The organism is Sphingobium sp. (genome assembly GCF_033795625.1).
GTDB lineage: Bacteria > Pseudomonadota > Alphaproteobacteria > Sphingomonadales > Sphingomonadaceae > Sphingobium.
The window spans coordinates 115,546-129,147 of the sequence record NZ_JARYGI010000001.1 but is presented as its reverse complement, the minus strand read 5'-3'; the positions used below and the strand labels follow the sequence as shown (position 1 = coordinate 129,147).

The 13,602-nt window shown below is 62.8% G+C and carries 12 protein-coding genes; 5 read left to right on the top strand and 7 right to left on the bottom strand.

The genetic code is table 11. The features are described 5' to 3' along the window. Positions 1-47: 47 nt before the first annotated feature. The 5 genes from QHC67_RS00665 to rpmI form a co-directional block, all read right to left on the bottom strand. Entirely contained in the window at positions 48-929 is an 882-nt protein-coding gene (locus tag QHC67_RS00665) for an aldose 1-epimerase family protein (protein ID WP_319289858.1), read from the bottom strand. Further along, positions 922-3,306, bottom strand: coding sequence for a phenylalanine--tRNA ligase subunit beta (pheT, locus tag QHC67_RS00660; protein ID WP_319289856.1), 2,385 nt, complete (start codon positions 3,304-3,306; stop codon positions 922-924). Before pheT ends, QHC67_RS00665 begins: the two co-directional genes overlap by 8 nt. After that, positions 3,303-4,385, bottom strand: coding sequence for a phenylalanine--tRNA ligase subunit alpha (gene pheS, locus QHC67_RS00655; RefSeq protein WP_319289854.1), 1,083 nt, complete (start codon positions 4,383-4,385; stop codon positions 3,303-3,305). The genes pheT and pheS overlap by 4 nt, the downstream gene beginning before the upstream one ends. 89 nt (positions 4,386-4,474) lie before the next feature. After that, positions 4,475-4,840: a 50S ribosomal protein L20 gene (rplT, locus tag QHC67_RS00650; RefSeq protein WP_127689314.1), complete on the bottom strand. Its 366-nt coding sequence runs from the start codon at positions 4,838-4,840 to the stop codon at positions 4,475-4,477. A gap of 13 nt (positions 4,841-4,853) precedes the next feature. Continuing rightward, complete coding sequence (gene rpmI, locus QHC67_RS00645) at positions 4,854-5,057, bottom strand: 50S ribosomal protein L35 (RefSeq protein WP_104951759.1); 204 nt, start codon at positions 5,055-5,057, stop codon at positions 4,854-4,856. Between the two features lie 189 nt (positions 5,058-5,246). On the opposite strand from rpmI, the gene QHC67_RS00640 reads away from it, so the two are divergent. After that, positions 5,247-7,406 carry an AsmA family protein gene (locus QHC67_RS00640; protein ID WP_319289847.1) on the top strand — a complete coding sequence of 720 codons (2,160 nt, stop codon included), beginning with the start codon at positions 5,247-5,249 and terminating at the stop codon, positions 7,404-7,406. A 15-nt stretch (positions 7,407-7,421) separates the two neighbouring features. Here QHC67_RS00640 and hisN read toward each other — a convergent pair whose 3' ends face one another. Further along, positions 7,422-8,207 carry a histidinol-phosphatase gene (gene hisN, locus QHC67_RS00635; protein ID WP_319289845.1) on the bottom strand — a complete coding sequence of 262 codons (786 nt, stop codon included), beginning with the start codon at positions 8,205-8,207 and terminating at the stop codon, positions 7,422-7,424. 176 nt (positions 8,208-8,383) lie between these two features. Between hisN and QHC67_RS00630 the strand changes: the two genes are divergently transcribed. After that, positions 8,384-8,617: a hypothetical protein gene (locus tag QHC67_RS00630; protein WP_319289843.1), complete on the top strand. Its 234-nt coding sequence runs from the start codon at positions 8,384-8,386 to the stop codon at positions 8,615-8,617. Positions 8,618-8,662: 45 nt separating this feature from the next. Here the strand turns inward: QHC67_RS00630 and QHC67_RS00625 are convergent, their stop codons facing one another. Further along, entirely contained in the window at positions 8,663-9,598 is a 936-nt protein-coding gene (locus tag QHC67_RS00625) for a ribose-phosphate pyrophosphokinase (RefSeq protein ID WP_319289841.1), read from the bottom strand. A 119-nt stretch (positions 9,599-9,717) separates the two neighbouring features. On the opposite strand from QHC67_RS00625, the gene QHC67_RS00620 reads away from it, so the two are divergent. From QHC67_RS00620 to QHC67_RS00610, 3 genes are all read left to right on the top strand, one after another. After that, complete coding sequence (locus tag QHC67_RS00620) at positions 9,718-11,373, top strand: NAD+ synthase (RefSeq protein WP_319289839.1); 1,656 nt, start codon at positions 9,718-9,720, stop codon at positions 11,371-11,373. Then, on the top strand, positions 11,370-12,710 hold the full coding sequence (gene gltX, locus QHC67_RS00615; RefSeq protein WP_319289837.1) for a glutamate--tRNA ligase: 1,341 nt from the start codon (positions 11,370-11,372) through the stop codon (positions 12,708-12,710). The genes QHC67_RS00620 and gltX overlap by 4 nt, the downstream gene beginning before the upstream one ends. Positions 12,711-12,883: 173 nt before the next feature. After that, positions 12,884-13,558: an energy transducer TonB gene (locus tag QHC67_RS00610; RefSeq protein ID WP_319289835.1), complete on the top strand. Its 675-nt coding sequence runs from the start codon at positions 12,884-12,886 to the stop codon at positions 13,556-13,558. Positions 13,559-13,602: the final 44 nt, after the last annotated feature.

Here is a 13,602-nt window from a genome sequence, read left to right as displayed (position 1 = left end):
GGTACAAGTTCAGGCGGAGCCCTGCCTGAGCAGGGGACGGGGAATGGCTAATTCTCGACCAGCGTCACATTCATCCGAAAGGAGCGCGCATCTCCTGGCGCAAGCCGGATCACGCCGGGCTTGTCCCAGACGTCGCCAGCGAAACCGACCGGATCGGCCATTCCCGCCCAGGGCTCGACACACAGATAATGCGCGCCGGGCTTTTGCCAAAGGCCCAGCCAGGGCATGTCGGGAAAATCTATCTTTAGATGCGGCTTGCCCGGCGCGCGCCAGGTCAGGCTCCGGCTCTCCAGCCGGTCCCAGATCAGGGCGTCGCCTGCGAACATCTCATATGTCGGCGTCAGCACATTGCCTTCGACCGGCGAGGCCACCGTTTCCAGCGCAATCAGGCCGGGCTCGCTTCCCACCTTGCGGATCGGCGCGGGTTCGGGCTTCTCGAAGATGACGCGGTGCTCCTCGACCGCAGCGCCATAAGGCAATGGCCAGGCGAAACCGGGATGATAGCCGAAGCTGAACGGCATATCTGTTTCGCCGCTATTGCTGACCGTCGCCGTCATAGCCAGTGTCGCGCCAGTCAGCGCGAACGCCATCTCCAACCGGAAATCGAACGGGTAGTTTTCCCGCGTGGCCGCGTCCGCTTCCAGCCGGAACAGAGCAGACGCGCCGTCGCTCTCCACCAGCGCAAACTCCCGCTTCCGTGCGAAGCCGTGTTGCGGCAGCGTATACTCCTTGCCATTCACGCGATAGCGATCCTCGCGCAGCCGTCCGACGAACGGGAACAGCAGCGGCGCATGGCCGGTCCAATACGCCGGGTCCGCATCGGTCATCAACTCGCGCCCGTCCGCATCCTTCAGCGACCAGAGCTCCGCCCCGAGCGGATCGATCGTGGCAGACAGTTCCCCCGATGTGAGGGCAACCGGCTTACCCACGAAGAACCCCACCCAGCTTCTCTGCCGCCTTCACCACGGCCGCGCTGATCGCCGTCAGTTCTTCCTCGGTGAAGCTCTTCTCGCCGGGCTGCAATGTCACTTCGATTGCCAGGGACTTGGCCCCCTCATCTACCCCCGGTCCGACGAAGACATCGAACAGCCGCGCATCGACGATGCTCTTCTTGTCCGCACCCTTCACCGCCCGCACCAGCGCATCTGCCTCCAGCGCCTCTGGCACCACGAACGCGAAGTCGCGCTTCACAGCCTGCAACGCGGGCGGCGTGAACGGTGGGCGCATGAAGCCGCTCTTGCGCTTGACCGGGATGGCATCGAGGAAGATTTCCGCGGCGACGATGCTGCCAGAAACACCAAACTGCTTGGCGAGGCTGGGATGCAGCACGCCATATTCCGCCAGCACTGTCTTTGGACCCAGTCGCAACGTACCCGACTGCCCCGGATGATAAGCGCCGCTCGCCTCGCCGAAATTCTGGAGGTTGGCGACCGGCGCCCCGGCAGCCGCAAGAAGGGCCAGCACCTCGGCCTTGGCATCATGTGCCGCAACGGCCAACGCCTTGCCACTCTGCCACCCGCGTGCAGTCTTCTCGCCAGCCAGCACGAAGCCGACCGTGGCCCGCTCCAGACTGGCGCCGTCCTGGCCCGAAAAGTAGCGCCGCCCAACTTCGAACAACCGCACCGATGCCGCCCCGCGGTCCATGTTCCGCCGGGTTGCGGACAACAGACCGGGCAGCAACGAAGGCCGCATGACCTTCATGTCCTCGGATATGGGATTGGCCAGCGTCCAGTCGCCACCGCCGACCGACGCGGCTTCCTTTTCCGAGATGAACGACCAGTTGATCGCTTCGAAAAGCCCGCGCGCGGCAGCCGTGCGCCGCACGCGCCGTTCGATCAGTTGCTCGGGCGTGGCGGTGGGCTTTGCAACGCCGGGCGCGCGCGGCAGGGGCGTGGACGGCACGTTGTCGAGGCCATGAATGCGCACGACTTCCTCGACGATATCCGCGGCACCGTCGATGTCGCGTCGCCAGGACGGCACCGTGATGTTCCACGGATGTCCGCGCGTCACGCCGAAGCCAAGGCTCTCCAGAATACGCGCCTGTTCTTCTTCGGCAACGTCTACGCCGGCCAAAGCCAAGGCTTGGGTGGGAGAATAGCCAACCTTGCGAACGGCAACTGGCGGCTGTCCCGCTCGGGTCGCTTCGCTGGCGCCGCCGCCGCACAGGTCCAGCACCATCTGCGTAGCGATCGACAGGCCGTCATCCAGAAACGCCGGATCGACGCCGCGCTCGAAACGCGTGCGGGCGTCGCTGGTCAGTCCCAGCGCCTGCCCGGTCAAGGCGATGGCTTCGGGCGTGAAATAGGCGCATTCTATCAGCACGTCGGTCGTGCTGTCCTGCGCGCCGGAATGCTCGCCGCCCATGACGCCGCCGATGTCGTGCACCATGGCATCATCGGCGATCACCGTCATCCGGGCGTCGAGCGTGTAGGTCTTGCCGTTGAGGGCCAGCACCTGCTCGCCGTCCTTGGCTTTGCGAGCGACCAGGCCGCCTTGCAGCGTCGCCATGTCGTAGACGTGCAGCGGGCGGCCCAGATCGACCGACACATAGTTTGTGATGTCGACCAGCGCGGAAATCGGCTTCTGCCCGATCGCCTTCAGCCTCTTTTGCAGCCATTCGGGAGCGGGGCCGTTCGACACGCCCTTCACCGATCGGGCGAAAAAGGCGGGGCAACCCGCCATATCTTCCGTCCGCACGTCAGGACCGGGGCCTTCGCCTTCGATCACCGGAATGCCAAGCGGCTTCAATGTACCAATGCCCGCCGCCGCGAGATCGCGGGCGATGCCGCGCACGCCCATGCAGTCCTGCCGGTTCGGCGTGATGGATACGTCGATCACCGGATCGTCCAGCTTCGCCCACTGCGCATAGACCTGCCCGACCGGCGCATCCTCGGCCAGTTCGATGATCCCGTCATGATCCTCGCCCAGCTCCAGCTCACGGAAGCTGCACATCATGCCATTGGACTCGACGCCACGGATGGCAGCGACCTTCAGCACCATGCCATTGGCGGGCACCGTCGCGCCCGGCGATCCGAACACGCCGACCAGGCCCGCGCGCGCATTGGGCGCACCGCACACCACCTGCAGTGGGCCATCACCGGCATCTACGGAAAGCACCTGCAGCTTGTCCGCCTGCGGATGCGGCGCGGCGCTCAGCACCCTGGCGATGCGGAACGCGGCCAGCTTGTCGGCCGGGTTCCCAACTCCTTCGACTTCCAGGCCGACATTGGTCAGCGCTTCAAGGATCGTGGTCAGGTCCGCATCGGTGTCCAGATGGTCCTTGAGCCAGCTCAGCGTGAACTTCATGCGCCCACTCCTCCGCTAAGCGTGGGGACGTCCAGCGCCGAGAAGCCATAATGCCGCAGCCAGCGCAGGTCGCCATCAAAGAAGGCGCGCAAATCGTTCATTCCGTATTTCAACATGGCAAGCCGGTCGACGCCCGTACCGAAGGCAAAGCCCTGCCACTCGTCCGGATCGAGCCCGCACGCTTCGATAACCTTACGGTGAACCATACCACTGCCGAGCACTTCCAGCCAACCATCGCTGCCGCCTATGACGCGCTGGCCATTGACCATCGTGTAGCCGACATCGACTTCGACCGAGGGTTCCGTGAACGGGAAATAGCTCGGGCGCAGGCGCAGGACGATGTCGTCACGCTCGAAGAAAGCCTTGAGGAACGTCTCGAGCGTCCACTTCAGATGACCGAGGGTGATGCCCCGGTCGATGACCAGCCCCTCGATCTGGTGGAACATCGGCGTATGCGTCGCGTCACTGTCCGAGCGATAGACCCGGCCCGGCGCGATGATCCGGATCGGTGGCTTGTTGGCCAGCATCGTGCGGATCTGCACCGGGGAGGTATGCGTCCGCAGCAACATCCGCTTTTTACCGTCCACTTCATGGTCCGGAAAGTAGAACGTGTCGTGCATCGCCCGCGCCGGGTGGGTCTCGGGGATGTTGAGCGCAGTGAAGTTGTGCCAGTCGTCCTCGATCTCCGGGCCGGTCGCCACGGAAAAGCCGAGGTCCGCGAAAATCTCCGCCAGTTCATCCATGACCTGGCTCACCGGATGGACGCTGCCGACTGGCCCGATATCGGCGGGCAAGGTCATGTCGAGCCGCTCGGACGCGAGCCGCGCGTCCAGCGCCGCCTGCTCCAGCACGGCCTTGCGCTCCGCGATCGCGGCGGTCACGGACTCGCGCAGATCCTGGATCGCCGGTCCCTTTTCCAGCCGCTCCTCCGGCGACATGCCGCCGAGCGTCTTGAGCAGCGCCGTGATCACGCCCTGCTTGCCTAGCGCGCCGACGCGCAGTTCCTCGACCGCCGCCAAAGTGTCTGCCGCCGCGATGTCGGCCAGCAGGCCGGATTTCAGTGCTGTTGTTTCGCTCATGCCGCGTCCGCTATCCTAATTGCGGGCAAAGAAAAAGGGTGCCGGAAGCATCTGCCCCGGCACCCTGCATTCGTTTCTCGCTGCTGGCTTCAAGCCGCTGCGGGAAGCGCCGCCTTCGCCTGGGCGATGATGGCGCTAAAGGCTTCGCCTTCGTGCATCGCGATGTCGGCCAGGACCTTCCGGTCCAGATCGACGCCAGCCAGCTTCAGCCCGTGCATGAACTGGCCATACGTCAGGCCCTCCATGCGGACTGCCGCGTTGATGCGCTGGATCCAGAGCGCGCGGAAGCTGCGCTTCTTGACCTTGCGATCGCGGTAGGCGTACTGCCCGGCCTTTTCGACGGCCTGACGGGCGATGCGGATCGTATTCTTGCGACGGCCATAATAGCCCTTCGCCTGTTCCAGAATCCGCTTATGCTTTGCGCGGGTGGTAACACCCCGTTTTACGCGTGCCATTGTCCTCTACTCCTTACTTCAGGCCGTAGGGTGCCCAGAGGCGGACGTGCGCGACGTCGGCTTCGGACAGCACGGAAGTGCCACGGTTCTGGCGGATATACTTCGCGTTATGCGAGATCAAACGGTGGCGCTTGCCGGCTACGCCGTGCTTCACCTTGCCGGTGGCGGTGAACTTGAAGCGTTTCTTCACACCGCTCTTCGTCTTGAGCTTGGGCATTTTCGTCTCCTTATCTAGCAGCAGAAGCTGTTTTGACGATTACGGACTGACGCGGCAGCCCTACTGGCCGGCCCGTCCTATCGATTCCCGCAAGACTCAGCCGAGCCCGAGGGAACGCGGGCCTATATGCGCGAACGGCGGGAATGGCAAGCGGTGGAGCGATTCAAGCGGCCATGCGTTACGCCGCCTATGGCTGACCCTGCAATTTCATCTTCGTCGGTTACGCCTTCCGCCCGGCGCGGTGTCGGTTCCTATGCGCATTCAGCGCGGGAACGCTGGCGCCGCCTGCCTTTGGCGGCCCGGATCATCCTGTGGATCGTGTTCGTCCTGTTCGCGATCTGGCTGATCCTGTTCATCACCAAGGGGCGGTTCCTGAAAGGGCCGTTCCAGAAGATCATATCCTCGTCGCTGGAAAGGGACGTCCGCGTCGGCGGCGACTTCCAGCTCTATTTCGCTCCGTTGCGCATCAAGTTCCTTGCCGACGGCTTCAGCATCGCCAATCCCGAATGGGCGAGCCAGCCTTATCTGTTTCGCGCCGATCGGATCGATGCGCGCATTTCGCCGCTCAGCCTGATCTTCGGAGACAAGCGACGGATCAGGTCGCTGCTGCTGCAAAAAGGCGCGGCCGATCTGGAATGGAGCAAGGACGGCAAAACCAACACGTGGACGATGGGCGATCCCGACAAGAAGGGCGAGCCGCTGGAAATGCCCGTCGTTCAACGCGCCCTGATCGCTGGTACGACACTGCGTTACCGCGATCCAAAGCTATTCGTGTCGGCAGATCTGGCGTTCGACACCGTTCGCGCGCAGAATACGCGCTTTGCGCATGACATCCGTTTTACCGGCAACGGCACCATGCGCGACAAGCCTTTCACCCTTCGCGGCGGCATCCTCGCGCCGAATGAGACGATCACGGGCGGGCGCAATCAACTGGTGGTCGCGGCAGAGGCAGGATCTACGCGACTCAACGTGGCGGGTACGCTTCGGGGAGCGTTCGAGATAGAGGGGGCGGACCTCAAGCTGGTCGCGACGGGTCCCAATCTTTCCCTGTTGTTCGACTTTCTGGGAGCCGCGTTACCGGATACCCGCCGTTATCGCTTCACCTCCGATTTGACGAAAGTCGGGGAGGAATGGCGCTTCACCCGGCTCAAAGGCTATTTCGGAGACAGCGACCTTGCGGGCAAGATGACCGCCTCGCTTCCTGACGGGCGTTTGCTGATCAAGGCGGATGTCGAGACCAAAGCGTTGCACATGATCGATGTCGGACCGTTCATCGGTTACAGCCCTGCCAAGCTGGAGGCGCAGGGTGCGAAGGCTGTAGTGGAGACAGTTGCTGGACGGCCTCGCCTGCTCCCCGACGCGCCGCTTCGGGCCGAAGCGATCCGGCGCTTCGATGCGGTGGTAAACTACAAGGTTGGGGGGGTGCGGGGCGACAATATGCCGATCCGTAACATTTCGCTCGCCTTGAAGCTCGACCGAAGCTTGCTCAGCCTCTCGCCGCTGACCTTCGACATGGCTGGCGGCTTCGTCTCGTCGGACATCGTGCTGAACGCGCGCGGCGCCCCCGTGAAGACGACCTACGATATTCGCCTGTCGCCTACGCCGATGGGCAAGTTGCTTGGCAAATGGGGCGTAGAGGAATCGGGGACGACTGGCACTATCAAGGCGCGTGTTCTGCTTACGGGACTGGGCGATTCGGTGCATGAGTCGCTGGCCAGCGCCAATGGCCGCATAGCCGTCATCCTGCCCGCGGGTTCCATGTGGGCGCGCAATATCCAGCTGTCGGAACTCGACATCGGCACGTTTATCCAGAAGATGTTCGAGGACAAGCTGAAGGACCCTGTGCAGATCAACTGCGGCCTAATAGCATTTTCCGTCCGCAACGGCGTGGCGGCGGCCGATCCGATCCTGATCGACACGCGCAAGAACGTGATGGTCGGGCGTGGCGGTTTCAGCTTCCGAAACGAGAGCCTCGACCTCGCTTTCCGCGCCGACAGCAAGAAGTTCAGCCTGTTCGCCGGCCAGTCGCCAGTGGGCATAGGCGGATATTTCGCAAAGCCATCGATCGCAGCGATCAGCCCCGAACTGCTTGGAAGGGCAGGCGCGGGGCTGGGCCTATCCCTCGTGGGTACGCCGCTCGCGGGGCTGCTGGCGTTCGTAGATGTGGGGGACGCGAAGGCGGCTGCATGCGGGCCTGTCCTGACAGGCGCTCAGGCTTCGGCCCAGCGGACCACCAAGGGCGAACGCCGCGACGATGTCGGCAAGGGTACCACCGCGAAGTCCGAAAGCGGCAAGAGCGACCGCAACGAACGTCGTGACCAGAAGAAGAAATTCCTCGGCATCTTCTGATCGAGGGCTTTGTGCTCAGTGGCTGTCATGTCCATGCGACAAAGCTTCGAGCACATCATCCACACGCGCAGGGTCGCCCACTGCAATTACCCGGCCATCGCCTTCCGAGTCGATGGGCTCTCCCGACCAGTCGCACATGCGCCCGCCTGCGCCCTCGACGACTGGGACCAAAGCGGCAATGTCATGCAGTTTCAGGCCGGATTCGACGACGATATCGACGTGCCCTGAGGCAATCAGCCCATAATTATAGCAATCGCCGCCCCATACTGTGTCGCGGCACTGCCCGGCCAGAACCGAGAAATGTTCGCCCGTGCAGCCCGCAAAATATTGCGGCCCGGTGGTCGCAAGGATCGCTTCGTCCAGCCCCCGGCAACGGCGAGTCGACACTGGCTTTCCGTTGAAGGTCGTAGGCTGACCCACCATACCCACCCATCTTTCCCGGGCTATGGGCTGGTCGATAATGCCGATCGTCGGCCACCCGCCTTGAGTGAGGGCGATCAACGTACCGAAAATGGGCCGTCCGGCGATAAAGCTTTTCGTCCCGTCGATAGGGTCCAAGATCCATACGCGCTCGGCATCTTCACGAGTCGCTCCATATTCCTCGCCGATGATGCCGTCGCCGGGGCGCTCCTTCTCCAGGATCGAGCGAATCGCCGCCTCCGCCGCACGGTCGGCTTCGGTTACGGGCGACTTGTCCGCCTTGAATTCCGTATCGTAGCGCGCCCGGAAGAAAGGCCGGATCGCTTCCCCGGCCGCGTCGGCGAGCCGCTGTGCGAGCAGGAGGTCATCGCGTGTGGTCATGGATGCTCCTTCGCCTGACGGGGCTTGATTGGCAAGCGCTCCCTATCGCTTGCCCGCATCTTCCCGAGGCCATAGTTTCGCCAAGTTCCAACATAGTGACCTTGAGGAAGGCTGCTATCATTGGGAGCTAAGGCTCCAGCCCCCGCTGCCGTTCTAATCGGCGAAGGGGACATGGCGTGGCACTCATTGGATGGATCATCAGCATAGGCGCGCTGCTCGGCGGGTTGGCGCTGCGGCAGGATGCGCCATTTCCCCACGCGGATCAGATCGCCGATGGCCTGTTGCTGGCCGCATTCCTCGCCTGTCCGAGCTTCTGGGCCGAAGCGCCATTCGGCATCGGTCGCAAGCCGCGTATTATGGCGTGCCTGGCAATGCTGCTGGCGCTGCCGTCGATCCTCATGCGGCCATGACGCCAAGTCGTTCGGTGCAACGCCTGACCCCAAGGCGCTGACCGTTCAATCGAACAAGCTGGAAACCGAGCTTTCATCGGCGATGCGCTTGATCGCTTCGCCCAGCAGGGGTGCGATCGGCAGTTGGCGAATGCGGCTCGATGTCTGGACACCCTCGGTAGCCATGATCGAGTCAGTGATAACCAGTTCCTTCAGGCTCGAAGCATCGACGCGTGCCACTGCGCCGCCCGAAAGAACGCCATGGGTCACATAAGCAACAACGTCTTCGGCTCCTGCCTCCAGCAACGCGGCAGCGGCGTTGCACAAGGTGCCGCCTGAATCGACGATATCATCGACTAGCACGCAAAAGCGCCCCTTCACGTCGCCGATGATGTTCATCACTTCCGATTCCCCTGCCCGTTCGCGACGTTTGTCGACAATGGCCAGAGGCGCGTTGTCGAGTCGCTTGGCGAGCGCGCGGGCGCGCACCACGCCGCCGACATCGGGTGATACGACCATGATGTTCTTGTCGCCGAAACGCGCCTGAATATCCGCAGACATCACTGGCGCGCCGAACAGGTTGTCCGTCGGAATATCGAAGAAGCCCTGAATCTGCCCGGCGTGGAGATCGACCGACAGGACGCGGTTGGCGCCTGCGACAGTGATCAGGTTCGCGACCAGCTTGGCGGAAATCGGGGTGCGAGGGCCAGGTTTGCGATCCTGGCGGGCATAGCCGAAATAGGGGAGAACGGCAGTGATCCGCTTTGCAGACGCGCGTTTCAGCGCATCGATGCAGATCAGCAACTCCATCAGATTGTCGTTCGCCGGATAGCTGGTCGACTGGATGACGAAGACGTCTTCGCCGCGGACATTCTCATGGATTTCCACGAACACTTCCTCGTCGGCAAAGCGCCGGACGCTGGCGTTCGTCAGCGGGATTTCGACATAATCTGCAATGGCGCGCGCCAGCGGCAGGTTGGAATTACCCGTCATCAATTTCATGGCAGAAAGAACCCCCGTGACGTTTCTATGACGCGCTTGGTCGGCGCCCCTTTAGCGGGGAGGTGCCCGAGTGGAAAGGCGCTTTTGCGCGGGCAGGCAAAATGCTCTACGGGCGCGCCATGACGAAGACCCTCACAATCGCTCTGGCCCAGATTACGCAGTCCGTCGGAGACCTGACGGGTAATGCCGATGCGATGCTGGAATGGCGGGAGAAAGCCAGCAGCGCCGACCTGATCGTCTATCCCGAGCTGCAACTGGTGGGCTATCCGCCCGAGGATCTCGTGCTGAAGCCTGCGCTGGTCGAGCGGGCCGGTGAAGAACTGGCGCGGCTGGCGAAGGCGACCGCAGATGGCGGACCAGCGATGCTGGTGGGAACGGTCGTTGCGGCCCATGGGGTTCTTTTCAACGTGGTGGCGTTGCTGGATGGCGGGGAGGTCGTCGCGGTTCGCCAGAAGCGGGAGCTGCCGAACTATGGCACATTCGATGAGAAGCGCCTTTTTGCGCCGGGACCGTTGCCGGAGCCCGTGGACTTCCGGGGCGTAAAGCTGGGCCTGCCGATCTGCGAGGATGTGTGGTTCCCTTTCGTGACGGCGCATCTGAAGGCGCAGGGAGCGGAAATCCTTATCACGCCCAATGGTAGCCCCTATGAGATCGGCAAGGATGACCGCCGCCTGCATGTCGTTTGTGCCGCGAGGGTGCAGGAGACCGGCCTTCCGATCATGTATCTCAATCGCGTCGGCGGTCAGGATGAACTGGTGTTCGATGGCGCATCGTTCGTCATGAGCGCTGATTTGGAAGTGCTGCATCAGTTGCCGGACTGGGACGAGGCGCTGGTCCTGACGCATTGGAAAAAGCGCGACGGTGCATGGACCTGCGCGCCGGGTGACATCCATGACCTCGATCCGCATCCCGAAGATACTTACAACGCGATGGTGCTGGGACTGCGCGATTATGTGAACCGCAATCGCTTTCCCGGCGTGGTTCTGGGGCTGTCCGGCGGCATAGACAGCGCCTTGTCCGCCGCCGTGGCCGTGGATGCGCTGGGAGCGGACCGCGTGTGGTGTGTGATGATGCCGTCGCGGTTCACCAGTCAGGACAGCCTTGACGATGCAGCGGAATGCGCGCGGCTGCTGGGGGTCCGGCTCGACAGCATTGCCATCGAACCTGCAGTCGCGGCGTTCGACACGATGCTCTCGGGCCTGTTCGAGGGGCGGGGCCGCGATCTTGCGGAAGAGAATATCCAGTCACGCATCCGCGGCGTGACGTTGATGGGGATCAGCAACAAGTTCGGCCCGATGCTGCTGACGACCGGCAACAAGAGCGAAATGTCGGTGGGCTATGCGACCATCTATGGCGACATGGCGGGCGGCTATTCAGTGCTGAAGGATGCTTACAAGACGACGGTATTCGATCTGTCGCGCTGGCGGAACGGGAATGTGCCCTCGCTGGGGCTTGGTCCTGTAGGTCCGGTGATGCCTGAGCGGGTCATCACCAAGCCGCCTACTGCCGAATTGCGGGACAACCAGCGCGACGACGACAGCTTGCCGCCTTATGAAGTGCTCGATCCGATCCTTTATGGACTGGTGGAAGAGGAACTGTCGGTGGAGCAACTGGTGGCCAGGGGTTTTGACCGCGACATAGTGGCGCGGATCGAACGGCTGCTCTATATTGCCGAATATAAGCGGCGGCAGGCGCCTCCGGGCGTGAAGCTTGGAACCCGCAACTTCGGGCGCGACCGCCGCTATCCCATCACCAACGCGTTCCGGACATTATGAGCACCGTCACTCGCTTCGCACCCTCGCCCACCGGGCATCTGCATGTCGGAAATATCCGCGCGGCGCTCCATAACTGGATGTGGGCGAAGAAGACCGGAGGGCGCTTCCTGTTGCGCCTCGACGACACCGACGCGGAGCGATCGCGGGAGGAATATGCCCTGTCCATCCGTGCGGACCTGGCGTGGCTGGGTCTGCATCCCGATGATGAAGTACGTCAGTCGGACCGCTTCCCGCTTTACGAAGCGCGGTTCGAGGAACTGCGCTCTGCTGGCCGTGTCTATCCTTGCTACGAAACGGCGGAAGAACTCGATCTGCGGCGCAAGGTGCTTTTGGGGCGGGGTCTGCCCCCGGTATATGAGCGTACTGCGCTGGCGCTGACCGCCGAGGAGCGTGCGACGCTGGAAGCCGAAGGCCGCAAGCCCCATTGGCGCTTCAAGCTCGACCACGATGCGCCGATCGCCTGGACCGATCTCATCCGCGGCGAGCAGCATTTCGATCCCAGGTTGCTGTCCGACCCGGTAATCCGGCGTGCAGACGGTTCGTGGCTATATATGCTGCCGTCCGTGATCGACGACGTCGAAATGGGCATTACGCATGTGGTGCGGGGCGAGGATCATGTGTCGAATACCGCGACGCAGCTTCAGATGTTCCTCGCGCTTGGTGCGTCGCCGCCCCAATTTGCGCATGAGGCATTGCTCACCGGCGCAGAGGGCAAACTGTCGAAGCGGCTGGGATCGCTGGGCGTTTCTGCGTTCCGTGATGCCGGCATCGAGCCAGTCACGCTCGTTGCGCTGTTGGCGCGGCTTGGGACCAGCGATCCGGTAGAGCCCGTAACCGATCCGGAGCCGCTGATCGCAAGCTTCGACTTCGCACGTTTTGGCCGCGCGCCGGCGCGTTTCGATGAAGCTGAGTTGGCGACGCTTAACCAGAAGGTGTTGCACATGCTGGATTTCGCGGCGGTGCATGAGCGGCTGCCTGCCGGAATGACCGAAAGCGGCTGGTTGACGATCCGTCCCAATCTGGAGACGCTGGAGCAGGCGGCCGAGTGGTGGCGCATCGTCACGGGGCCGTTCGCACCGCCTCAGCCGGAGGCGGATGACCGCACCTTCCTTGTCCAGGCGGCAGATATCCTGGCGCAACTGCCGGAAGGCGAGGATCTTTGGCGCACCCTTACCGATGCGCTGAAGGCGGGCACCGGGCGGAAGGGCAAAGCCTTGTTCCTTCCTTTGAGGCGCGCATTGACGGGCATGGATCATGGCCCGGATATGTCGGGAATGCTTTCGCTGATTGGCCAGGAGGAAGCGGTGCGGCGTCTGAGAACGGGCGTAGCGCAGTAGCTCCCTGCTAAGCGGAACATAAAGTGGTCGATCAAACGGCTTTTTGAGGGTCTCCAAGCCATAATCTACCTCACTGGTAGAATGACGTTGCAAGATCAATGAAACGTTGTAACATTGCATCGCCGAGTCCGAACACGGGCCGGCGGAGACATCTCAGGATGGAGGATGCGACAATGCTTTTTTCCCGAACAGACCCTCACGTTCCGAGCGGCTATGCCAATGCTGCGCCGTCCCGCGCGGGGATCATCGGCACCGTTGCGGTTCATGCCCTTTTGGTGGGCGGCTATCTTCTGATCCCAGCGGAGGTCATCGAGCGCTATACGCCCAGCATCATCATCGGGACGAACGTGCCGTTGACGCCCCCTCCGCCGCAAGTCCCGCTGGAGCGGAAGGCAGAAAGCAAGCCGCTGCAGAAATCCATCGACAGCCCCTACGTGCCGGAGCCCAATGTAAATCTCGATACATCCGGCGAAACGATCCTGGGGAGCAATTTCCCGACGAACCTGGACCCTGGCATCATCGAGCCGTTCAACCCCGGCGTGATCGAGCCTGCCCGCGATCCGGTCCTGACCGCCGTTTCCATCGACCCGCGATATATGCGCGATTTTCAGCCGGATTATCCGCCGTCGATGCAGCGCGCGCAGGAAGAGGGCAAGGTTACAGTGCGCGTCATCATCGGTGCGGATGGCCATGTCGTTTCGGTGGAAAAGCTGTTCGCCACCTTGGACGCCTTCTGGGAAGCCGCCCGCACGCAGGCCCTTCGCAAATGGCGTTTCCGCGCAGCCACGCGTGACGGCGTTGCCATCGAATCCGAAAAGGTGATGACAGTCCACTTCAAGCTGAGCTGAGGAAAAGCGGCTCGCGCAAAAAGACCCGGCAGTTCCGAAGACCT